Source organism: Tannerella serpentiformis (assembly GCF_003033925.1).
In the GTDB taxonomy this organism is placed as follows: domain Bacteria; phylum Bacteroidota; class Bacteroidia; order Bacteroidales; family Tannerellaceae; genus Tannerella; species Tannerella serpentiformis.
The window spans coordinates 2,126,040-2,148,341 of record NZ_CP028365.1; the positions used below are offsets into that span (position 1 = coordinate 2,126,040).

The 22,302-nt window shown below is 60.8% G+C and carries 13 protein-coding genes; 5 read left to right on the forward strand and 8 right to left on the reverse strand.

The window, feature by feature from the left end:
• Positions 1-636: 636 nt before the first annotated feature.
• From C7123_RS08930 to C7123_RS08940, 3 genes are all read right to left on the reverse strand, one after another.
• Positions 637-1,767 carry a glycosyltransferase family 4 protein gene (locus tag C7123_RS08930; protein WP_069174799.1) on the reverse strand — a complete coding sequence of 377 codons (1,131 nt, stop codon included), beginning with the start codon at positions 1,765-1,767 and terminating at the stop codon, positions 637-639.
• A 173-nt stretch (positions 1,768-1,940) separates the two neighbouring features.
• Entirely contained in the window at positions 1,941-2,822 is an 882-nt protein-coding gene (locus C7123_RS08935) for a nucleoside phosphorylase (RefSeq protein WP_069174800.1), read from the reverse strand.
• Positions 2,823-2,832: 10 nt separating this feature from the next.
• A complete protein-coding gene (locus C7123_RS08940; RefSeq protein ID WP_069174801.1) occupies positions 2,833-4,275 on the reverse strand; it encodes a tetratricopeptide repeat protein in 1,443 nt (480 codons plus the stop codon).
• Positions 4,276-4,757: 482 nt separating this feature from the next.
• Between C7123_RS08940 and C7123_RS08945 the strand changes: the two genes are divergently transcribed.
• From C7123_RS08945 to C7123_RS08955, 3 genes are all read left to right on the forward strand, one after another.
• A complete protein-coding gene (locus C7123_RS08945; protein WP_159049886.1) occupies positions 4,758-5,699 on the forward strand; it encodes an Ig-like domain-containing protein in 942 nt (313 codons plus the stop codon).
• Positions 5,700-5,980: 281 nt separating this feature from the next.
• The gene (locus tag C7123_RS08950) at positions 5,981-8,377 is read left to right on the forward strand and encodes a DUF3160 domain-containing protein (protein WP_159049887.1); all 2,397 of its coding nucleotides are present in this window, start codon (positions 5,981-5,983) and stop codon (positions 8,375-8,377) included.
• A 51-nt stretch (positions 8,378-8,428) separates the two neighbouring features.
• Positions 8,429-9,355, forward strand: coding sequence for a CapA family protein (locus C7123_RS08955; RefSeq protein ID WP_083206796.1), 927 nt, complete (start codon positions 8,429-8,431; stop codon positions 9,353-9,355).
• Between the two features lie 2,214 nt (positions 9,356-11,569).
• Here the strand turns inward: C7123_RS08955 and C7123_RS08965 are convergent.
• The 5 genes from C7123_RS08965 to C7123_RS08985 all read right to left on the reverse strand — a co-directional run bounded on the left by C7123_RS08965 (position 11,570) and on the right by C7123_RS08985 (position 19,635).
• Positions 11,570-14,101 carry a glycoside hydrolase family 95 protein gene (locus C7123_RS08965; RefSeq protein ID WP_083206797.1) on the reverse strand — a complete coding sequence of 844 codons (2,532 nt, stop codon included), beginning with the start codon at positions 14,099-14,101 and terminating at the stop codon, positions 11,570-11,572.
• 63 nt (positions 14,102-14,164) lie between these two features.
• Positions 14,165-16,015 carry an ABC transporter ATP-binding protein gene (locus C7123_RS08970; protein WP_069174805.1) on the reverse strand — a complete coding sequence of 617 codons (1,851 nt, stop codon included), beginning with the start codon at positions 16,013-16,015 and terminating at the stop codon, positions 14,165-14,167.
• Positions 16,016-16,098: 83 nt separating this feature from the next.
• On the reverse strand, positions 16,099-17,262 hold the full coding sequence (lpxB, locus tag C7123_RS08975) for a lipid-A-disaccharide synthase (protein ID WP_107490640.1): 1,164 nt from the start codon (positions 17,260-17,262) through the stop codon (positions 16,099-16,101).
• A gap of 186 nt (positions 17,263-17,448) precedes the next feature.
• On the reverse strand, positions 17,449-18,231 hold the full coding sequence (gene surE, locus C7123_RS08980; RefSeq protein ID WP_069174806.1) for a 5'/3'-nucleotidase SurE: 783 nt from the start codon (positions 18,229-18,231) through the stop codon (positions 17,449-17,451).
• A 507-nt stretch (positions 18,232-18,738) separates the two neighbouring features.
• Positions 18,739-19,635, reverse strand: coding sequence for a hypothetical protein (locus tag C7123_RS08985; RefSeq protein WP_069174807.1), 897 nt, complete (start codon positions 19,633-19,635; stop codon positions 18,739-18,741).
• Positions 19,636-19,817: 182 nt separating this feature from the next.
• Here C7123_RS08985 and C7123_RS08990 point away from each other — a divergent pair, with 182 nt between their 5' ends.
• Positions 19,818-21,848 (forward strand): transketolase family protein, encoded by a 2,031-nt coding sequence (locus C7123_RS08990; protein ID WP_069174808.1) that lies wholly within the window; start codon positions 19,818-19,820, stop codon positions 21,846-21,848.
• 5 nt (positions 21,849-21,853) lie between these two features.
• Positions 21,854-22,300: a ribose 5-phosphate isomerase B gene (rpiB, locus tag C7123_RS08995; protein ID WP_069176320.1), complete on the forward strand. Its 447-nt coding sequence runs from the start codon at positions 21,854-21,856 to the stop codon at positions 22,298-22,300.
• Positions 22,301-22,302: the final 2 nt, after the last annotated feature.

Genomic DNA, 22,302 nt, shown 5'->3' on the forward strand with positions numbered 1-22,302 from the left:
GGAGGTCGTTCCTAACAACCGACTGGGAAGAATCCGCAGAATATCCTCCGAAACAAGTCCCCAACGACCTCTTATTTCGAGGATGATCCAGAGCGAGGCATCCAGCCCCACCGTTTTGCCCCCATATACGGCAACCTTCGAAATCAACCGAATCTGATACGCCCCGGATCGCACGTCATCCATCCACAAACTTATCCGCTTGATCCCGTATGGCATAGACTTTTATGTCACTCCATTTTGTATTCGCCTGAATGGTATTCCATACGTATGGATGCAGATTTGATTCTCTCCGAATCGCGTGCAATCTAATCTGAGTCAATTTTGTATTACATCGGATTACGCGCAATATAATACGAATTAATTTTGTATGGCATTGAATTGCATGCAATCTAATCTGAATTAATTTTATATTACATCGGATTTCGTGCAATCTGATTCGAATCAATTTTATATCGTGTTGGATTGCATGCAATCTGGCCCAAATCAATTTTGTATGAGGTCGGATTGCACGCCATCTGGAGTGAATCTACTTTGCAAATTACGCGAGTTTAGTGTACGACGGCTGAAGGGAATCGGCCGCCGCAAACTTTTTCGGTCGATTTCCTCAAGCAATCGTAAGCGATAGGATGACCTACGTCAAACGCACGTTTGCTCCGTGGTTTTCTCTCGTTGAACGGTTTGGAGGTAGACGGCGTAGGTCTGTTGGGCGATGTGATCCCAATCGTAGCGCGTCAGGTCGTAGGTGTGGGCGACGCCGCGATTCACTTTCTCTCCGAGGGCTTGGGTTAGGGCGGCGACGCAGCCCGCTTCGTCGTAATGAAAATAGCAGTCAGCGGGTAGACCCACGGCACGGTTGGCTGGAATGTCGCTGACTAAGACGGGGATCTGGTGGCTCATGGCTTCCAGCAGTGTGATGGGTAGCCCTTCGTGCGACGAGGGGAGGATGAACAGCCCCGCATGTGCATATAACTCCTGCAAGGGTTGCCCCTTGATCATCCCGGTCAGGATGACGCCGTGCTTCGCAGCTTGCGCCTTGAGCGACTTGGAATAGGGGCTCTCATGGTCGGCGTCGCCGGCTATCACTAACCGGAAATCCGTCGGCAGGCTCGCCCGGGAGAAGGCCGTCACGAGCTTGTCGAAGTTCTTTTCCTCCACGAAACGCCCCACGGCCAGGATGTATCGCTTGGGCGTCAAACCCCACGCGCGGATTTGGTCGGTTGACGTGATACGTGGCGGTCGCGTGACTCCGTTATAGATCAGATGGACGTTGGTGCGGCCGTATTTCTTTTCGAGGATGTCTTGGATCACGGTGGAGATGACGATCACCTCATCCGCCCATCGGGCCGCAAAGCATTCGCCAGCACGCAGGATGAACCGAGCCAGTCGTCCCCATTTCCTCCGGTCGTAGTCCGGGCCGTGGTGAGTGGCCACGACCTTCAGTCCGAGCAGCTTGGCCAGCGGGACGGCAATGCAGGGGCCGATGGCCTGAATATGGACCAAGTCGGCTTGGGTGCGATAGGCATACCAGACGCTGCGGAGGGTATGCACGGCAGCCTCAAAGCCGCTCCTTCGGGGGGCATTGAGGTCTTTGAACTTGACGCCTTGATAGGAGGTGTAGGGGGGAGACTCCTTGATGAAAGGTTTGCGACGCGTTACGGTGATGTCGCCCCCTAAGGCCGCCATGCGGGGGCATAATTCTTCGCAATGGGTTTCTACGCCGCCTTGTATGCCGGGAAATCCTCTAAGGCCGGTAACAACGATTCTCATGTGATTGTATATGCAGTAAAAAGTAGTAGGGAGGGAATGTTTAGGAGTGATATGTGCGTGAGGATGAGAGCAGGCGACTTGAATGCCCCAGACATAGAAACAGCAAACAGGTGTTGAGGAGGAATGCCCCCAACACCTGTTGCGTCTTATCTATTATCCAATAAAGCGCACGCTTAGATCCGCTCCAGCACTTTCTCGATCAGGCCGACGATGCTGGCCTTGTAGTCCACGTTCATGTTCTTGGCTACGCGTCCGGCGATGACACAGCAGACAGTTAGTGCACGGTGGCCCAACAGGGCGGCCAGTGCGGCGAGCGAGGCGCTCTCCATCTCGAAGTTGCCGATCTGTCGGCCATCGAACTCGAAGGCCTCTACCTTGGCGTTCAGATCCGGATCGGCCAGCGGGAGGCGGAGCGAACGACCTTGCGCACCGTAGAAGCTGCAGGTGGCGATGGTGATGCCGCGCACGATGTCGTCTTGGGTGATGCGGTCGGTCAGCTTCGGGTCGGCGGGGATGGCGTAGGGGCGGAGGCCGTCGATGCGCCAGCTGAGTTGCGAGCGGAGGGCTGCCTCGAGCGGGAGGTCGCGGACGCGCTCGGTGTCGGCATAGAAGTAGGGTACGCCATCAAATCCTACGGCACGCTCGGCGGCCACGTAGGTACCGATCGGAGACCAGGGTTGCAGACCGCCGCAGGTGCCAATGCGCACCAAGGTCAGCACGCGGGGAGTCTCACGCGGCAGACGGGTGGAGAAGTCGATGTTGGCCAGGGCGTCGAGTTCGTTGACGACGATGTCGATGTTGTCGCCGCCGATGCCGTGCGAGAGGATGGTGAGGCGTTTGCCGGCGTAGCGGCCGGTAATGCTGTGGAACTCACGGTTGCAGACGTCGCACTCGATGTCGCTGAGGTACTTCCCGATCATGGTCACACGGTCGGGATCGCCCACCAGCACGATGCGGTCGGCCAGTTGTTCCGGTTTCAGGTGCAGGTGGAAGATGCTGCCGTCGCTGTTGATGATCAGTTCCGACGGCGGGATGGGGTTCGTTTTCGTATCCATAAGAGAGTCTTCATTTGATGATTGTGCGGTTCTCGGCATTGCGAGCACGCTTTTCCCAGGTCTTGATTTGGGTGCGGAGGTCGTCGAGTGTGCGCTCATCGGTGCGGATGGCGGCGCGGAGCTGTGCACGGTCGGCCTTGCTGCTTTTCTCGTAAGTGGCATAGGCGTCACGCAGACGCTCCTCGATGACCTCGGCCTGCTTGCGCAGCGTGGCGGCTTTCTCGAAGGCTTCGGCGGCGTCGGCACTGCGGAAGTCGCGCTCGGAATAGTAGACGGTGTTGTCGTTGACGATAAACTCCACCCCCTGCGCTTGCTTTTTGCTGGAGGCGTCTGCGTTGGTGCGGGCGGCAGAGATGAGAGGCTCGTAGTCCGAACCTTCAGGCCAAGTGGCGCGGAGGGAGGTGAGGGCGGAGAGGGTGCGGAGGCGGTCGGGGTCGATGTCTTCGCTGACGCGTGGGCGGGCCTCGTTGGGGACGAAGAGGTAGAGGCAGACGCGCCCCGCGGGTTGATTGCGGTCGGTGGCGAACCAGCCTACGCCTTTGGCCTCGTCGATGACCATGAGGTAATCGTTCGCGGGCGAGTTGAAGGGCATGCCGAGCTGCTCGGGAGCGAGGTAGGCGTTGGTGGCGATGTTGTAGCGGGTGACGAAGAGGTCATAGCCGCCGATGGAGCCGTGTCCGCGGGAGGCGAAGTAGAGCGTGACGCCGTCGCCAGCCACGAAGGGATAGTTGTTATCGGCCGAGTCGTTGGGGAAGAGCGGCTGCTCGTCGGCCCATTCGTTTTGCAGTTTCGACTGGGTGAAGAGGGCGCTGTGGCCGTCCTGGATGCGGGCGTAGGTGGCGCGGTCGCCACGCGGGCTGACGTAGACGGGCGAGGCGCCGAGGGCGTTGGCGGCGTTGGGGAAGAGCGTGGCGTAGGGCACGAGGCGGCCGTTGTCGTCGCTCAGGAAGTAGGTGGAGAGCAGGCGATCCTTGTCAACCACCATGCTGTCGATCACGCGCACCAGCTCCGTCTTCTCCTGCATTCGCTGCATCTTCTCCAGCGCCTGAAGCTGATTTTCGATGGGCGTTGTGTCGGCGCCGCGTTTCTTTTTCAGCTGCGCCATTTGGCTGCGGAGCATCGTGGAGGCCTCGTCGAAGCGGTAGGTGCGCGTGTAGAGGTCGGCCAAGTAGCGGTAGGAGTCGGGCGACTTGCGTCGGTAGGCGGCCGTGAGGTATCGCTCGGCCGTGTCGAGGGCGCCGGTCTCGTAGCAGCAGACGCCGTACCAGAGGTTGTAGGAGGCATTGGCGGGCGATTGGGTGACGAGCTGTTCGAAGAGCGGTTTGGCCTCCGCATATCGGCCTTCGTTGTACAACTGCTTAGCCTGCTCCAGGCTTTGCGCCTGTGTTCCGCCGGCGATGCCCGCCCAGAGGAGGAGGGTCGGCGCGATGATTCTTAGGATGGATCGTTGCATACTGGGTGTGGGGGTTATTTTGTTGAGATAGCTGCTATTCGCGCGGACAAAAATAGAGATCGATTGGGGATAGCGCAGGTAGCGGGTGGCCTCTGGCAGAAACTTCCACGGTATCCTCACCGGCTGTTGGGCCTCTGGCAGAAACTTCCACGGTATCCTCACCGGCTGTTGGGCCTCTGGCAGAAACTTCCACGGTATCCCCACCGGCTGTTTGGCCTCTGGCAGAAACTTCCACGGTATTGCACACGACTGTTAGTCCCCTGGCAGAAACTTCCACGGTGTTGCACACGGCTGTTGATGCTCTGGCAGAAACTTCCACGGCATTGCACACGGCTGTTGATGCTCTGGCAGAAACTTCCACGGTGTTGCACACGGCTGTTGAGCCTCTGGCAGAAACTTCCACGGGGCGGCCCGACGCTCGGCGGGGACTTTGCCCTCTATCTTTGCCGCGCAAATAGATTCACCCTATATAAATGTATCGCATGAAGAAGAACCTCCTCCTCCTTTCCCTCTTGGCCCTGGCGCTGACCGCCTGCCGTGAGGACGACCCGGAGCCTCGCATCACCGCGCTCCAGATCACAGCCCCCGACACGACACTCTATCGCGGCGACTCACTTCGCCTTCGCCTCACCCCCACACCGCCCGATGCCGACATCCGTGGCGCGGTCTGGACCTCCGGGGATTCGCTCGTGGCCGTCGTTACGTCGGACGGACTCGTGCGCTGCGTCGGCCCCGGCCGCACTGTCATCACGGCCCGGCTGGAAGGCATGTCGCTCTCGGCCACGTACGACCTAACCGTTGCTGCACGCGCCACGCAGAGCATCGCTTTCAGTGAGCCCACGCTTAGCCTGCTCATCGGCGAAGAGCAACCCACGGCCCTCGTCTTTACCCCCGCCAACGCCGACGATCGACGGGTGGTCTACACCTCGTCAGACACGGCCGTGGCCACCGTCAGCAGTCAGGGCGTCATCACAGCGCGCGGCTGCGGTAAGGCCATCGTTCGGGCCCGGACGGTAGGCGGCGGACAGACGGCCGAGTGCCAAGTCAGCGTGCAGCACTTCACCGAACGCATCAGCGTCTGGCTCTCCGGCACCTGGATCTACGAGAGCGACAACCTGGTCAGCGCCTGCGCCCGCATGACCCTCCGCAATGACAGCAACCGTGACCTCTTCGTGGAGCGCTTCATCGTCGAAAGCGACGGCCGCGAGATCCACCGCGAAGAGATAGGTCGCACGCTCTCGAGCGGCAGCAAGTTGGCCTGCGACGTCACCTTCAAGAACGCCCACGATCCGCAGTTCAAGTACCAGTTCACCGTCGGCAGCGAGCAGTACGAGGCCCACTATCGCCCGCACATGATCGGCGCCAAAACGTTCCCCGCCGACGACCCGCGGACGCTGCCGATCGTCGTCTCTCGGAGGCGGTGATAGACGAGCCATCTCCCGAATGCGCCGTATCGCTGAGCTGCGACGGCGTGCCCTACGCTCCCCGACATGGATATCCGTTCCGTGCCGGGGAGTGATTTTTTTGTGCTTCTGACGATGCTCAACGAATGGCAGATTCACCCCGTACGAAGACGCTGATTATGGTCCTCCCGCCGACTCCATCCGCCGGTGTGCGTGCCGCGGAGCTGGCCGAAAACGGCTACTTTCGAACCGCGAAAGCAATCCGACGTTACAGCACTCACTTTTTTAATACATACAGCATCATGAGAAGAAGCATTCTACACTTAGCTATCATGGCGATCGCGGGGCTTAGCTTCGCCTCCGCCCAAGCGCAGGACGGCTCGAACGCGCCGATCCTACGCGACAACCGAGTCGACACGGCCATCCTCAGTCGCCCGATCGACCCGAAGATGGACCTCTCCCGCTTACCGCTTTACCTGCTCCGCATCTACCGGCAGATCCCCGCTGCGCAGCAGGGCTACTGGATCATGCAGCAAGACCTGAACGCGCTCTTCAGCCAGACGGACTGGTACTACAACCGCGCCGAAGAGGCTGCTTCGCACGGAGACGGCGAGCCTTTCCGGGCCATCCTGAAGCCCGACGAGCAGGCCTTTGTCGACCGAGTGCAAGCCCGCGAGCGCGAGCTGCTGAAGCAGAACTTCACCGTCCCCAAAGGCTACCGCGTGAACCTGCGCAACCTCGCCAACCCTTACCAATTCGAGGCCCTTCCCGCGGGTATGCAGGAGGCATTGGCCCGCAACGGATTCGTGATCGTGCCCCAGAACGACATCCAGCTCTTTCACGTCTACGAGAACAATGACTACCACAACTTCCCCAGCTTCGTCACCACCGATCTCCACCTCCAGCTCTTTCACATGTACTTCGATTTTGTCCTTCGGCAACTGGAGCAGGAGAAGCTCATCCCCATGCTCAGCACCTTCGCGGGGAGCATGTACAACCACATGAAACGTCAGGCCGAGACCGCCCCCGACGCCGCCACACGCGCGGCTGCGGAGTACAATCAGACCTACTACGCCGTGGGATGTGCCCTCCTCACCGGACGGCCCCTCCAGCCCGTCCCTGCGGCTTACCGCGCGATGGCCGAGCTGGAAATGAAGCACGTGGCAGCCGCCAGAGACGAGCTCTCGGAGTTCTTCGGGTACACCGAAGTGAAGTATCCCTACAGCCTTTACCGACCCCGGGGACACTACACGCGCAATAAGTCGCTGGAGCGCTACTTCCGCGCCATGATGTGGTTCCAAACCGCCCCCGCGTGCCTGGACAACGACCGGCAATTCCGCGCTGTCGTCATGCAGGCTGCGGTCCTCAGCGACCATCCCGAGGACATGAAGCGCTACGACGACTTGATGGAGCCGATAGCCTTCCTTGTCGGTGAGCCGGACAATGTGGCCGTCCGACAAGTAGCCGATCTGCTTCGCCGCGGCCGATACGTCCTGAAGGCACTCATGACCGACGATGCGACGTTGGAAAAGTTCCGCCGGGAGGTGAAGGTGATCGCCGAGGCGCAAAATAGGATCCGGCCGGACGAGCGATTTGAGCTTTCATGCCGGGATAAGATCAACCTCATGCCGCAACGGTATTTGGCAGATAGCGAGGTGATGCTGGGCATGGTGGACAACGATAGCCCGACGACTCGCCGCGGCTGCCCGCGCGGGTTAGACGTCTTCGCGGCTTTTGGCAACGAGACGGCCGAGCGCATCCTGCTCGACGAATTAAAAGAAGCCACCCGGTGGGACCAGTTCACCGCCCGCCTTGCTCGAGCTAAGGAGCGCATGGCCGGCCTGGATCGCAGCCGGACGGTCTACAACCGATGGATGGAGGCGCTGTTGGAGATGTCGCGGGCGGACACCCGCCACCCCTATTTCATGCAGACGCCGTTATGGGCCAAAAAGAACCTCAACACCTCTCTTGCCTCCTGGGCCGAGCTCAGGCACGACGTGATCCTCTACGGCGAACAGCCGGTGGTGGCCGAATGTGGCGCCGGGGGACTGCCCGACCCCTACACCGTGGGCTACGTGGAGCCCAACACGCGCTATTGGCGCCGCGCCATTGAGCTGATTGACCTCACGGCATCCGTGCTCCGCAAGCACGGGCTGACCTCGGAGCGCATTGAAGCCGTCAGCCAGTCGCTCCGTGAGCAAACCGAGTTCCTGCTGCGGGTCAGCGAAAAAGAACTTAGCGGACAGGCGCTCACCGAAGAGGAATACAACCAGATCGAGACCGTGGGTAGCAACGTGGAATGGATTACGCTCGAGTTCCTTCGCGAGGGGGACGAGCCGCTAAGCGGATGGGACGACGTCCATGGCGCCGACAAGTCCGTGGCAGTCGTGGCCGACGTCTTCACCGCCAACGGGGGGAACAACCCAGAGAAATGCGTCCTCTACGAGGCCACGGGGTACGTCGACCACCTCTACGTCGTCGTCGAGATCGAGGGATACCTCTACCTCACCCGCGGCGCCGTCTTCTCTTATCATGAATTCAGCCGCGCCGTAAGCGATCCGCGCATGACCGACGAGGAATGGCAGAAGACGCTCGAGAAAAAGCCCCGCCACGGTGTGCCGGACTGGATGCGTGAGCTGATCCTCCCCGGGGCCATCCCGGTGGACAACGAGAAGGTGTTTTACAGCGGCGGCTGCTGAGCCTCCCCGCTTCATCGACCGCGCACACTGCGTCCGCTCACCGTCTGCCCTATGAGACACCTTTCTGCATGGCTCCCGCTTCTCGTGGCGGGGGCCATTTCTTTGGGTCACAGCCCGGCCGCGACGCCTCCGGACACGCTCCGGGTGGCCTTCGTCGGCGACGTCATGCTCGACCGGGGCGTCCGGCAGTCCATCGAACGCCACGGCGTGGACGCCCTCTTTGCCCCGGAAATCGACTCCCTCTTCCGCCGTTGCGGACGCGTGGTGGCCAACCTCGAATGCCCCGCCACGGGCATCCGACGGCCTGTCCATAAGCGCTTTATCTTCCGCGCCGAACCCGAATGGCTTGCCGGCCTCCGTCGCCACGGCGTCACCCACCTCAACTTAGCCAACAACCACACCATGGATCAGGGGCGCGAGGGCCTCCGGGACACCCGCCAGCAGGTTGTCCGCCACGGCATGACGCCCTTCGGCATGGACTCCACCGCCGACGCCGCCTGCCGCCCCCTGCTCCTGGCCGAGTCGCCTCGCCGCGTCTGGATCTTCACCTCGCTGCGTGTCCCGTCAGAGAACTGGGCCTACCTGCCCGACCGACCCAGCGTCTGCGAATGCACCATCGACACCCTCGCCGTGCGCATCGCCCGCCTCCGTCGTCGCGAGCCGCAGGCCGTCATCGTGGCCATGCTCCACTGGGGTCTGGAGCACGACACCCTGCCCACCCGTCGCCAGCGCATAGCCGCCCGCCGCCTCGTCGCCGCCGGAGCCGACTGCCTCGTGGGTCACCATACGCACACCGCGCAGCCGTCGGAGTGGGTCCAAGGTCGGCCCGTCTTCTACGGCCTCGGCAACTTCATCTTCGACCCCGTGCGCCCCCTCAACGCCGCCGCGTGGCTCCTTCGCATGGACGTCACCCGCGACACCATCCACTACCGCCTCCACCCCATCCGCATCATCGATTGCACCCCTCGGCTACAGTAACCCCCACCGCGCCCCATCGCCTCTATATGTAGCTGATAAATACGTATTTAATCCCTTATTGTCTCAGACAACGGGAGATTCCTATGCCATTCATCTATCAAATACGCCCCTACCTGAAAACATCTATACCATCCATCTATCAAATACGCGTACCCGTGTAGGGGCGTATTGCATACGCCCTACAACCATCCCGCGAGGGATGATTGGATAAATAAGGAATCTCCGAATGATTGTCCGTTTTTGTTGGGTATGATAGAGGAGCGTATGCAATACGCCCCTACCTAAAAACACCCTTACCACCCATCTATCAAATGCGCGTACCGTGGTAGGGGCGTATTGCATACGCCTCACAAACATCCCGCAAGGGATGAACAAATGGCCCATGAATCCCAAAATGATTGTCCATTTTTGTTAGATATGATCGAGGGGCGTATGCAATACGCCCCTACGTGGGCGCATCTATACTATCCATCTATCCAATACGTGTACCCGTGTAGGGGCGTATTGCATACGGCCTACAATCATCCCGCAAGGGATGAACGGATAGACCATAAATCCCCAAATGATTATACGGCCTCTGCGTGGTTGATCGAGGGGCGTATGCAATACGCCCCTACGCAGGCGCATCTATACCACCCATCTATCCAATACGCGTACCCGTGTAGGGGCGTATTGCATACGCCCCACAAACATCCCACAAGGGATGAACGCATAGACCATGAATCCTCTAATGATTGTCCGTTTTTGTTGGATATGATCGATGGGCGTATGCAATACGCCCCTACCTAAAAACACCCTTACCACCCATCTATCAAATACGTGTACCCGTGTAGGTCGCAAAAGCATACGCCCCACAACCATCCCGCAAGGGATGAATGGATAAATAAGGAATCCCCAAATGATTGTCCGTTTTTGTTGGGAATGATAGAGAGGCATATGCAATACGCCCCTACGTGGGCGCACATGTATGCCCAATCTCCCATTGCCCCAGACAATGACGCGCACCTGTGCCATAAATTTATCGCTGTCTCAGACAATAATAAATACCTATTTCAAGGATTGAATATTGTCTCGATCGATGGTAGATATATCGCACAATTATTCATCATCGACTCGATCAATAATAAATAGGATTGCATGCGTTTATTATTGTCTGAGACATTGATGAATGCCTTGATCAGGTATTTAGTATTGTCTGAGACAATGGTTCTTGTCTACACCAGAAATCGCCAATTGTTTTGGACAATAAGGGGTTCCTACATCTTTCGTCTTTTGATGTTGGCGTATAACATGGATTTCTCTATCTTTTCTGAAGGAAACGGATGGACATTTTCAGATTCCGGGTCTATACATTCATCCCTTGCGGGATGATTGTGGGGCGTATGCTTTTGCGACCTACACGGGTACGTGTATTTGATAGATGGGTGGTATAGATGCGCCTGCGTAGGGGCGTATTGCATACGCCCCACAATCGTTTCCAGCGGAAACGGATGGCCGTTTTCAGATTTCAGGTCTATCCATTCATCCCTTACGGAATGATTGTGGGGCGTATGCAATACGCCCCTACACGGGTACGCGTATTGGATAGATGGGTGGTATAGATATGTCTGCGTAGGGGCGTATTGCATACGCCCCTCGATAGTTTCCAACGGAAACGGATGGATATTTTTAGATTCCTGATCTATCCATTCATCCCTTGCGGGATGTTTGTGGGGCGTATGCAATACGCCCCTACACGGGTACACGTATTGGATAGATAGGTGGTGTAGATGCGCCTACGTGTATGCGTTTTTCATACGCCCCTCTATTGTCTCCTGCAGAAACGGATGAACATTTTCGGATTCCGGGTCTATCCATTCATCCCTTGCGGGATATTTGTGGGGCGTATGCAATACGCCCCTATACGGGTACGCGTATTTGATAGATAGGTGGTATAGATGCGCCTACGTAGGGGCGTATTGCATACGCCCCCCTATCGTTTCCAACGGAAACGGATGGACGTTTTCAGATTACGGGTCTATACATTCATCCCTTACGGGATGTTTGTGGGGCGTATGCTTTTGCGCCCTACACGGGTACACGTATTTGATAGATGGGTGGTAAGGGTGTTTTTAGGTAGGGGCGTTTTTTATAGATAGGGGATAAAGGAAGAAGCCAGATACGCGGCGGTTTGCGCGTATCTGGCTTCTTTTTTCGGTGTCCGTTTTTCGATGTTTACTTTTCTCGCCAAGAGACCTCTAACTCGTCTCCGGGTGAGAGGGGAAAGACGATGGCACCAGCGATAACGGGGCACGATACGGAGTGTCCGCCCAGACGAACGCTCAGATCGGCGGCCGTGGCGGGCAGTTTGATGCGGAACACGCCTGCTCGCACGGCGCGTAGGCCGGCGTGTACCTCCCGACCGCGCCACCGGGCCCACACTTCGCCCCCGCCCCGGACACGCAGTCCGCGAAATTCGCCGTCAGACCAAGCTGCGGGGCGCGCGGGGAGAAAACGGATACCGTCGTCGTCGCTTTGGACAAGCATCTCCGCAATGCCGGCCGTGGCGCCTAAGTTTCCAGCCAGGAGGAAGGTGGGCGCGGCGAAGAAGAGGTTCGGGTAGGTGCCCCCGGACTGCGTATCGTCCGCCGCAACGGGTCGCAGGAGGTCGCGGAGGAGGCGATAGGCGTGGTCGCCGTCGCCTAAGTGGGCCCAGAGGCTGATGCGCGCGGCCAGTGGCAAACCTGTCGCCCCCTCGTCCCGCGCCTCGAGGGTGCGGCGGGCGGCTTCGGCCAACTCGGGCGTGCGACTGAGCGAGATTTCGGTGGACGGGAAGAGGCCGTAGAGCTGCGGCACGAAGACGGTGCGCGATTCGGCCTCACGGAGCGGCTCGGGCCACTCGGCAATGCGCCCATCGCGGGTCAGGGGTATGGGCGCGAGGCGAGCTATGTAAGCCGAGAGCAGGCCGCTCAGCTCGATGTCTGTGCGGAGGATGGAGGCAGCGTGGAGGGTGTTCATAAAGAGCTCGCGGACAAGGGACTGATCCACCGTCGATCCGACGCCGAACGTGTCGCGCCGACCATTGGGCGAAAGGTAAACGTTCTCGGGCGAGAGGCTGGGTGCTATCACGAGGCGGCGGCTGCGCGGATCCTCGCTGAGGCGGTCGGAGAGGCAGAGCGCGGCGTCGCGCAGCAGCGGGTAGACGCTCCGGAGGTAGGCGGTGTCACGCGTGAAGCGGAAATGCTCGTAGAGCGAGGCGCAGAGTCGGGCTGCGGCGGTCGGTGAGGCGCTCCAGACGGGCTGCCGGTCTGGCGCAGTGAAATCCCAAACGTTCGCCCAGGTGTGGGCCGTCCACCCGCGTGCGCCGTAGTAGGCCGCGGCCGTGTTTCTGCCATTCGCTGAGAGGCGGCGCGTCCACTCCACCAAGGGGGCGATCGCCTCGGGCAGGTTGCCCGTTTCGGCCGCCCAGTAACTCATCTGGAGCGGGCCGTCGAGGCGGTAAGCGCCGTTGTCCGGCGTATGCGTGGTGGCACACCAGAGTCCCTGCGAGGCGGGCGGCAGGGCGCCGGGGCGGGTGGAAGAGATCAGGAGGTAGCGTCCGAACTGGTAGTAAAGGGCCACGAGCGACGGGTCGCGCCGTCCGCGAGAGAAGGCGTCGAGGCGGCGGTTGATGGGCCAGGAGTCGCGCAGGCCGGGCCGACCGAGGCGGAGGTGGACGCGCTCATAGCGCTCGCGGTAAGCAGCGACGTGTTCGCGGCGGAGCGTCTCGTACGGTCGGGACGCGGCGGCCTCGAGTTGCTTACGCACGGCGGCGTCGGGCGACTGTCCGAAGAAATCGGTGGCCATAGCTACCAACAGGATGATCTCTGGCGCGCCCTCGACGGACAGGGTCGAATCGTTCGCCGCACGCAGCTGCCCCCCGCGGGGGAGGACGACGCGCACCCGAGCAGCGTAGCGCACCCCGCCCCCCTCCAAGCGCGCGGCATGGGTGACGGAGTCTTCCACCACCACGCCCGTGTCATTCGGCGTGCGTGTGGGCGGTGCCAGCTGCCCGTCTCCGACGTAGAGTCGGCCATGCATCTCTAACTCGTGACCGTCGGTCGAGATGGCGTAGCGTTCCGGGCGGTCGAGGCCAATGCGCAGCCCGAGCGTGCGCTCGCGGTCGGCTGTGAGTCGGACGACCGCCACGTCGGAGGCGAAGGAGGTGAAGGCCTCGCGGGTGTAGGTGGCCTTGCCGCGGCGGAAGGTGACTGTCGCCACGGCGTCGTCCAGGCTGAGCTCGCGGCGGTAGCCTGTGGCGGAGGTGCGTTCGTTGCCGTCGTAGACGTAGCCGAGGGTTAGGCGGCCGAGCAACTGATAGCTTCCGAAGGGCTTGTCTGCCGCATCCCCGCGGTTGGTGCCGACGCCGCGGCAGACGAATGCCTCGTTCATCAGCGCCTCAGCTTCAGCAGCGCGACCCTCTAAGATCAGTTCGCGGGCGCGACCGAAGGCGTGCGCGGCGTCTGGGTTGTCGGCCTCTTGCCGGCTGCCAGACCACATGGAGGACTCGTTTAGGATGATGGTTTCGCGGTCAATGCCGCCGTCAGGTGTCAGGCCAATGCGTCCGTTACCGAGCGGCAGGCATTCCGGCCACTCGGTGGCAGGCGCGTCAAAATGGTAAGCCATGTGAGGCTGCCGGCTGAAGTCCGGCAGCTGGTCGCACGCCGCGAGCAGCAGTGCGCAGATCAGGGAGAGAATGGAGAAGGGTTTCACTTGTTTGGGGGTCATTATGCGAAAAAAGACGCGGTGATAGGGGCGGTCGCAGATGGGCCGTCCGTTGGTGGGAAGCGGTTAGAAAGTTTGCATGTCGCAGAGGCGCTTGTAGTATCCGTCGAGGGCGAGCAGCTCCTCGTGGCGTCCGCGCTCGACGATCTCGCCCTCGTGCATGACGCAGATCTCATCGGCGCGGCGGATCGTGGAGAGGCGGTGGGCGATGACGATGGTCGTACGGTTACGCATGAGCCGCTCTAACGCCTCCTGCACCAGCCGCTCGGACTCGGTGTCGAGGGCTGACGTGGCCTCGTCCAAGATCAACAGCGGGGGATTTTTGAGTATGGCGCGGGCGATGCTGATGCGTTGGCGTTGGCCGCCGGAGAGCTTGCCGCCCCGGTCGCCGATGTTCGTGTCATAACCCTGTTCGGTGGCCATGATAAAGTCGTGGGCGTTGGCGATACGCGCTGCCTCCTCCACCTCTTGGCGCGTGGCCTGCTCGACGCCGAAGGCGATGTTGTTGAAGAAGGTGTCGTTAAAGAGGATCGCCTCCTGATTCACGTTGCCCATCAGCCCGCGTAGATCGGTGAGAGACGTCTGGCGGATGTCCACGCCGTCGACGGTGATGGCGCCCCGCTCCACGTCGTAGAATCGCGGCAGGAGGTCGACGAGCGTACTCTTCCCCGAGCCGGACTGCCCGACGAGCGCCACCGTCCGACCCTTCTCGATCGTCAAGTTGATGCCCCGCAGCACCCACTCCTCTCGGTAGCGGAACCACACGTCACGGTACGTGATGGCCTGCGCTAACCGCACCGGTTGCGGCGCGTCGGGCTCCACAATGTCTGATTCGGCGCGGAGGATCTTGTCCACGCGCTCCACAGAGGCGAGGCCCTTCTGGATGGCATAGACGGATTTGCTGAGATCCTTAGCTGGATTGATGATGCTGTAGAAAATGACGAGGTAATAGATGAATGTCGGGGCGTCGATGGGGCTGTTGTTGCCGAGGATGAGCGTTCCGCCGTACCAGAGGATAATGACGATCGTGGCGGTGCCGAGGAACTCGCTCATGGGGTGGGCCAGCTGCTGACGGCGGTAGATGCGATTCGTGGTGCGGCGGAAGGTCTCATTCTGTGCCTCGAAGCGTTGCTGGATCTTCCGCTCGGCGTTGAACGCCTTGATGATGCGCAGCCCGCTGAGCGTCTCCTCGATCTGACTCATCAGCGCCCCCCACTGCGTCTGCCCCACGAGCGACTTGCGCTTGAGTTGCTTGCCCACCTGACCCATCGCATAGCCAGCTACGGGCAGGAGGATGAAGACGAAAGCCGTCAATTGCCAACTGATTAAGAGCATGGCCGCGAGGTAAATCAGAATGAGGATGGGATTCTTGAAGAGCATGTCAAGCGAGCTCATGATTGAGGTCTCGATTTCGTTCACGTCGCCCGAGACGCGCGCTAGGATGTCGCCTTTGCGCTCCTCGGAGAAGAAGCTGAGGGGCAGCTCGGTGATCTTGCGGTTGATCTGGTTGCGCACGTCGCGCACCACGCCGGTGCGGATGGGGATCATGGTGTAGAAAGCCATGTACATGGCCAGCACCTTGAGGAGCGTCATCACGATCAGCGCCACGCCGAGCAGGATGAGCGCTGTGGAGCTGCCTTGGGTCTCGATGAGGTGGTTGACGTACCAGTAGAAGTTGTTTTGCAGCACACCGGGGAGCGCACGCCATGCCTCCCAGTCGGTGACCGAGCGAAACGTCCACGCGGCATAGGTGTAGACGCGGTCGTCCATCTTAAAGAGGATGCGCAGGATGGGAATGATGAGCGCGAAGGAGAAGACGTTGAGGATGGCGGAGAGGATGTTGAAGGCGATGTTCAGCGCCATGAAGCGTTTGTAGGGCGGGACGAACCGTCGCAGGACGCGGAAGAAGTCTTTCATATTCTATCTATACGTGGGATGAACCTTGCGTGGGGATGAACCTTCTTCTCTTCCTTGGATGGAAGAAAAGAGGCCAAAGAAGATCAGGCCTCCACCGAGGGAGGGAATTTTGGCCGGGTACCGGAGTGGGTGAGGGTGACGATCACCCGCGCTGCGCGCTGCGAGGCGCCGGCGGGGCCGAGGCGCTGGATCATGCGGTCGTAACCGTCGAGCATCTGGCGACGCTCGGGGGTGTCGTCCGTGAGGCGCGAGAGGGCGTCGGTGATACGCTGGCGAGTGAAACGTCCGCCGAAGAGCTCGGGGACGACGGGCTCGCCGACGATGAGGTTGACGAGCGAGATGTAGGGCACGCGGAAGAAATGGTCGAAGACGTAGTTGGCCAACCGTCCGCCGCCCACGGCGTAGCAGACGACTTGCGGCACACGGAAGAGCGCGGCCTCGAGCGTAGCTGTGCCCGAGGTGACGAGTGCGACGTGGGCGTGGGCGAGCAGCTCGTAGGTGCGATCGAAGACGATCTCCGGCAACGCGTCCCGACGGCCGAGGCTACGTCGGTAGTCGTCCATCGTCAACCCGGGTGCACCGGCCACTACCGGGCGAAGCGTGGGGAAACGGCGCGCCACGTCGAGCATGGTCGGCAGATTCTCCGCGATCTCGTTCCGTCGGCTGCCAGCCAGGATGGCCAGCAACGGCCGACCGTCGTCCGCCACGGGCGAAACGCCGGCCACGGCGCTGCGTCGGAAGTGCTCCACGGCGTCTACCGACGGGTTGCCGACGTAATCGACGGCATAGTCTAACGAGCGATAGAAGTCCGTCTCGAAGGGCAGGATGCACAGCATACGGTCGACGCAGCGGCGGATGGTGTGTATGCGGCCACGTTTCCAAGCCCAGATCTTGGGCGAGATGTAGTAGCAGACGGGTCGCCGGAGCGTGTCGTGCACGTAGCGGGCGATGCGGAGGTTGAAGCCGGGATAGTCGACGGGGATGACTACATCGGGGCGCCAGGCACGGATGTCGTCACGGCAGAGGCGCATGTTGCGGGCGATGGTACGCGCGTGGAGCACGACGGGAATGATGCCCATGTAGGCCATCTCGCGGTAGTGCATGACGCACGTCCCCCCGACAGCGCGCATGAGATCACCGCCGAAGAAGCGGAACTCCGCCTGCGGGTCTTCGTCACGCAGCGCCGCCATCAGGTTCGAGGCGTGCAAGTCGCCGGAGGCTTCGCCGGCAATGAGGTAGTATTTCATCTCTTATAGGGTAGTTACGCGCCGTTGGCGCGGGAGGAGGTGATTGCACGTACGCGCTTGTGGGGCGTATTGCATACGCCCCACAAGCGGGCCAACAGCCCGAATACATGTATCCGGCATTTGCCCCGTGCCGGGGCATTTGTAGGCGTATGCAATACGCCCCTACCGCAGTACGTGCAACCTTTACTATCGCGCAGCCGCATCGTCCAGACCACGGCTCTTCAACTCATTCATAAACGCGTGGTGCGTCACGTCGAGCAGGCAGGGCACGATCGAGGCCCAACCTTCGGAGAGGCGCTGCGTGTCGTTGTCGGGCTGGATGGGAGGATAGTTCAGGTACTCGCCCGACATGCGGAAGGCCGGCGAGCCGTCGGGCGTGGAGACGCGGTCGAACTCCCGGATCCACCGTCCGTCGGCCTGACGGCAGATGGTGAGGCCCTTGACGTGGGGCGTGTTGGGGACGTTGAGGTTGAGGTATGTGCCATGTGGCAGGCCGTTCCGGAGCAGGTCTTTGGCCACGCGTTGGGCGAGTCGGACGGCCTCGGAGAAGTCGGCCTCGCTGCGATAGTGCACCAAGGAGACACCGAGCGAGGGGATGTCGAGCACGCAGCCTTCGATGGCGGCGCCGATGGTTCCGGAGTAGTGTACGCTGAGGGCCTCGTTGCCGCCGTGGTTGACGCCCGAGACGAGCAGGTCGGGCTTGCGGTCGAGCACTTCGCTGACGGCCAACTTCACGCAGTCGGTCGGTGTGCCCGAGCAACTGCAGATGGTCATGCCCTCCGCTTCGGAGAGTACCCGGTAGGTGATGGGCTGTGTGGTGGTGATGGCGGACGACATGCCCGAACGGGGGCCATCGGGGGCCATGACGAAGACGTCGCCCAGCAGGCGCATGCCTTCGGCCAGCGCATGGATGCCGCGCGCATCGACGCCGTCGTCGTTAGATACCAATATCAAGGGTCGCTGATTCATTTGTTCTGTCATTCTTTCAATTAACGGGGCGCAAAAGTGGGGCATTAATCTCAAGATAGCTGTCTGGCGGAGTGTCTGTGGGGGATAACGTTCCAAAATGTGAGGGGATGAGGACTCTTTTTGCGATTACACCCTCATCCCCTGAGGGGACGGGGGCGTCATCCTGAAATTACGCCCTATCCCCTGAGGGGACGGCAGTGTCATTCTGGAATTACGGTCTATCCCCTTGAGGGGACGGGGCTTTTTTTGCGATTACACCCTCATCCCCTGAGGGGACGGGAGCGTCATCCTGAAATTACGCCCTATCCCCTGAGGGGACGGGGGCGTCATTCTGAAATTACGGTCTATCCCCTCAGGGGACGGGGGTGTCATCCTGAAAATAGCTCCTATCCCCTGAGGGGGTGGGGGTGTCATCCTGAAATTACGGTCTATCCCCTGAGGGGATGGGGGTGTCATTCTGAAATTACGGTCTATCCCCTTGGGGGGACGGGATCTGGTATCCACCGATCAGCCCTTCCGCCGCCACGAACGATAGATGATTACCCCCAGCAGCACAATAAAAGCCACGAGGATGATCAGCATTTCGTTGCGATACTCCAGCGGGTGCACCCAGATCTCGTGCAGGATCTGCCAACGCATGATCACCTCCACGAAGGTCCAGAAGACGATCACCGTGGGGATGGCATAGCGGATGGCGTAGCCCCAGCTCGAGATGCGGATCAGGCGGCCGAACATGTAGAACGACGAGGCCAGGGCGCCGAAGGCCACGAGTGTCGTGACGGGGTGACGGTCGCCGAGGAAATGGTCGTCGTAACAGAAGAGCAACACGAGGTAGCTGGTCCAGAGGATCAGGTTCAGCTCCATGAACGTGATCAGCGCCGTGTGGCGAGCCAGCGGCTTCAGCTCCACGCGCACCGTGCTCTGGCGGAAGAAGACGCGCTGCAGGTAGTTGAAGAAGTTGCACCCCGTGCGGACGCTAAAGAGATAGAGCAACATGAACATGGCCCAAAAGCCGAACGAGGAGGGCATGATGAGGTACTCCGGCTTGGTGACGATCTCGCCGGCTGCGTCTCTGAGTGGCTCCACGCCGAAGCGGTGGGCGTAATAGACGAAGAGGAACTCAATCCAGCCCGTCCAGAAGAGCAGTCCGCCGAAGAGTCCGAAAAGTGTCTGGCGTGTGTCGCCGCGCACGAAGACGCCAGCCACGGTCACCGCCAGTCCCACGGCGCCCATCGAAAAGGCAGCGTAGTAGAGCCAAGGCGGCTGTAGGTAATGCTCCATGAGGATCATCAGCGCATGCCCCAGGGGCATGGAGAAGAGTACGACGAGGAAAGCCATCGTGCCCGTAAACACCGTCTTGCCGGTCACCTTCGGGCGGGGGGAAGTAGAGGTTGTAGAGGTCATTAGTGTAAAATTTGAAGTGTAGAATGATGGCCGCAAAAGTAGCCCTGACCTTGGCACCGGATAAATCAGACGGGGCGCTGTACCTTTGCCCGCACAGAGGGGGCAGCCCGAGTAAGGGCGCCCCCACTACTTGTGACTACCGCGCCCTCAGGCGCATGACTACTTCTAACTACTTATTATATATGAATACCGACAACATGAATCGTGCGGCGGACAACATCCGGATCCTGGCCGCATCGATGGTCGAAAAAGCCCGATCCGGACACCCCGGTGGCGCCATGGGCGGCGCCGATTTCGTCAACGTACTCTTTGCCGAGTTTCTGAACTACAACCCCGAGCGGCCTGACTATCCCTACCGCGACCGCTTCTTCCTCGATCCCGGACACATGTCGCCCATGCTCTACGGCGTGCTGGCCGCAGCTGGACTCATGCCGCTCACGGAGCTGGAGAATTTCCGCCAGTGGGGCAGCCACACCCCCGGCCACCCCGAGCGCGACGTGCAGCACGGCATCGAGAACACCTCCGGCCCGCTGGGGCAGGGACACGCCATGGCCCTCGGCGCAGCCATCGCCGAACGCTTTATGGTGGCCCGCTTTGGCGAATGGATGGCCCACAAGACGTACGCCTACATCTCCGACGGCGGCATCGAAGAGGAAGTCTCGCAGGGCGTCGGCCGACTGGCTGGGCACCTCGGGCTGCACAACTTCATCATGTATTACGACGCGAACAACATCCAGCTCTCCACCAAGGTCGACGAGGTCAACACCGAGGATGTGGCCGCCAAATACCGCGCTTGGGACTGGCGTGTGATCACCATCAATGGGCAGTCCGTCGAAGAGATCCGCCACGCCCTCCGTGAGGCCCACGACGAGACGGAGCGCCCCACGCTGATCATCGGCAAGACCATCATGGGCCGTGGCGCCGTGGATGCTGAAGGGCGTAGCTTCGAGGATCGTGTCTCTACGCACGGCCAGCCCCTCTCCGCCGCGGGTGCCGACATCGATGCCACCATCCGCCATCTCGGCGGCGACCCCGCGCACCCCTTCACCCTCTTCCCCGAAACGACGGAGATCTACGGCCGTCGGCGTGAGGCGTTGCTCGCTTGGTACGGTGCACGCATGGAAGCCGAGGAGCGTTTCCGCCGCGAACAGCCCGCGCTGGCCGCTAAGCTCGACCGCTTCCTCAGCGGCGAGATGCCCGAGATAGATTACGCCGCCATAGCGATGAAGCGCGACACGGCCACCCGCGCCGCCTCAGCCGCCATGCTGGCGCTCTATGCGGAGCAGGTGGAGAACATGGTCGTTTCCTCAGCCGACCTCAGCAACTCGGACAAGACGGACGGCTTCCTCAAGCACACGCACGCCTTCACCAAGGGCGACTTCACGGGGCAGTTCCTGCAAATGGGCGTCAGCGAGCTGACGATGGCCTGCGTGATGAATGGCATGGCGCTGCACGGCGGCATCCTGCCCGTCTGCGGCACCTTCTTCGTCTTCTCGGACTACATGAAGCCCGCCGTCCGACTGGCTGCGCTCATGGAGCTGCACGTGGTCTACGTCTGGACGCACGACTCCTTCCGCGTCGGTGAGGACGGCCCCACGCACCAGCCCATCGAACACGAGGCTCAGATCCGCCTCATGGAGCATCTGCGCAACCACAGCGGCCACCGCTCGATGCTCGTCCTCCGCCCCGCCGACGCCGACGAGACGGTCTACGCCTGGAAGATGGCGCTCGAGAGTTACCGCCCCACGGCATTGCTGCTGTCACGTCAGAACATCACCTCGCTGCCCGCCGCCTCGGGCGACCGTCGCACGGAGGCTCGCCGCATTGAGCAGGGCGGCTACGTGGTGATGGACACTGAGGGTACGCCGGATATCGTCTTGGTAGCTTCCGGATCGGAGGTCTCTACGCTTGTCGAAGGTGCCGAGCTGTTGGCCGCCGACGGCATCCGTGCCCGCGTCGTGTCGGTGCCGTCCGAAGGCCTCTTCCGCGATCAGGATGCGGACTATCAGCGGAGCGTGTTGCCCGCCGGTGTGCGTCGCTTCGGCCTCACATCCGGCCTGCCCGTGGCGTTAGAGGGACTCGTTGGCGAGGGAGGCTTGGTGCACGGCCTGTCGTCGTTCGGTTATTCGGCGCCGTACAAGGTGCTCGATCGCAAGTTCGGGTTCACCGGTGAGCGCGTCAGTGAGTTGGTCAAAAAGTTCTTGGGGAAATGAGCGCGATGGACACACAACCTTTACCGATAGGTTTTGCCTGTGATCACGCGGGCTTGGAGATTAAGCGTGCACTCATGAAGCACGTGGCCGAGTTAGGTTACGAGGTGCGTGACTTTGGTACGGATACGTCTGACAGTTGCGATTATCCCGACTACGCCCACCCGCTGGCCGAGGCTGTGGAGGCGGGCGCCGTCTATCCCGGCATTGGCCTCTGTGGTTCGGGTAACGGCATCGGCATGACGCTCAACAAGCACCAAAGCATCCGTGCGGCGCTCTGCTGGAACGACGAGACGGCGCGCCTCTCGCGTGCCCACAACGATGCAAACGTGCTCGTTCTGCCCGCACGCTTCGTGACCGTCGAGGAAGCCATGCGCATGGTCGACATCTTCCTCTCGACCACCTTCGACGGCGGCCGCCATCGCCGCCGCGTGGAGAAGATCCCGGTGGTGTAATC

Excerpts from the sequence above, each read along its gene's own strand:
- C7123_RS08955 (WP_083206796.1), top strand. The coding sequence starts at position 8,429 with ATGAGACACCTTTCTGCATGGCTCCCGCTTCTCGTGGCGGGGGCCATT.
- C7123_RS08945 (WP_159049886.1), top strand. The coding sequence starts at position 4,758 with ATGAAGAAGAACCTCCTCCTCCTTTCCCTCTTGGCCCTGGCGCTGACC.
- C7123_RS08990 (WP_069174808.1), top strand. The coding sequence starts at position 19,818 with ATGAATACCGACAACATGAATCGTGCGGCGGACAACATCCGGATCCTG.
- C7123_RS08965 (WP_083206797.1), bottom strand. The coding sequence starts at position 14,101 with ATGACCCCCAAACAAGTGAAACCCTTCTCCATTCTCTCCCTGATCTGC.
- C7123_RS08940 (WP_069174801.1), bottom strand. The coding sequence starts at position 4,275 with ATGCAACGATCCATCCTAAGAATCATCGCGCCGACCCTCCTCCTCTGG.
- rpiB (WP_069176320.1), top strand. The coding sequence starts at position 21,854 with ATGGACACACAACCTTTACCGATAGGTTTTGCCTGTGATCACGCGGGC.
- lpxB (WP_107490640.1), bottom strand. The coding sequence starts at position 17,262 with ATGAAATACTACCTCATTGCCGGCGAAGCCTCCGGCGACTTGCACGCC.
- C7123_RS08930 (WP_069174799.1), bottom strand. The coding sequence starts at position 1,767 with ATGAGAATCGTTGTTACCGGCCTTAGAGGATTTCCCGGCATACAAGGC.
- surE (WP_069174806.1), bottom strand. The coding sequence starts at position 18,231 with ATGAATCAGCGACCCTTGATATTGGTATCTAACGACGACGGCGTCGAT.
- C7123_RS08935 (WP_069174800.1), bottom strand. The coding sequence starts at position 2,822 with ATGGATACGAAAACGAACCCCATCCCGCCGTCGGAACTGATCATCAAC.
- C7123_RS08970 (WP_069174805.1), bottom strand. The coding sequence starts at position 16,015 with ATGAAAGACTTCTTCCGCGTCCTGCGACGGTTCGTCCCGCCCTACAAA.
- C7123_RS08985 (WP_069174807.1), bottom strand. The coding sequence starts at position 19,635 with ATGACCTCTACAACCTCTACTTCCCCCCGCCCGAAGGTGACCGGCAAG.
- C7123_RS08950 (WP_159049887.1), top strand. The coding sequence starts at position 5,981 with ATGAGAAGAAGCATTCTACACTTAGCTATCATGGCGATCGCGGGGCTT.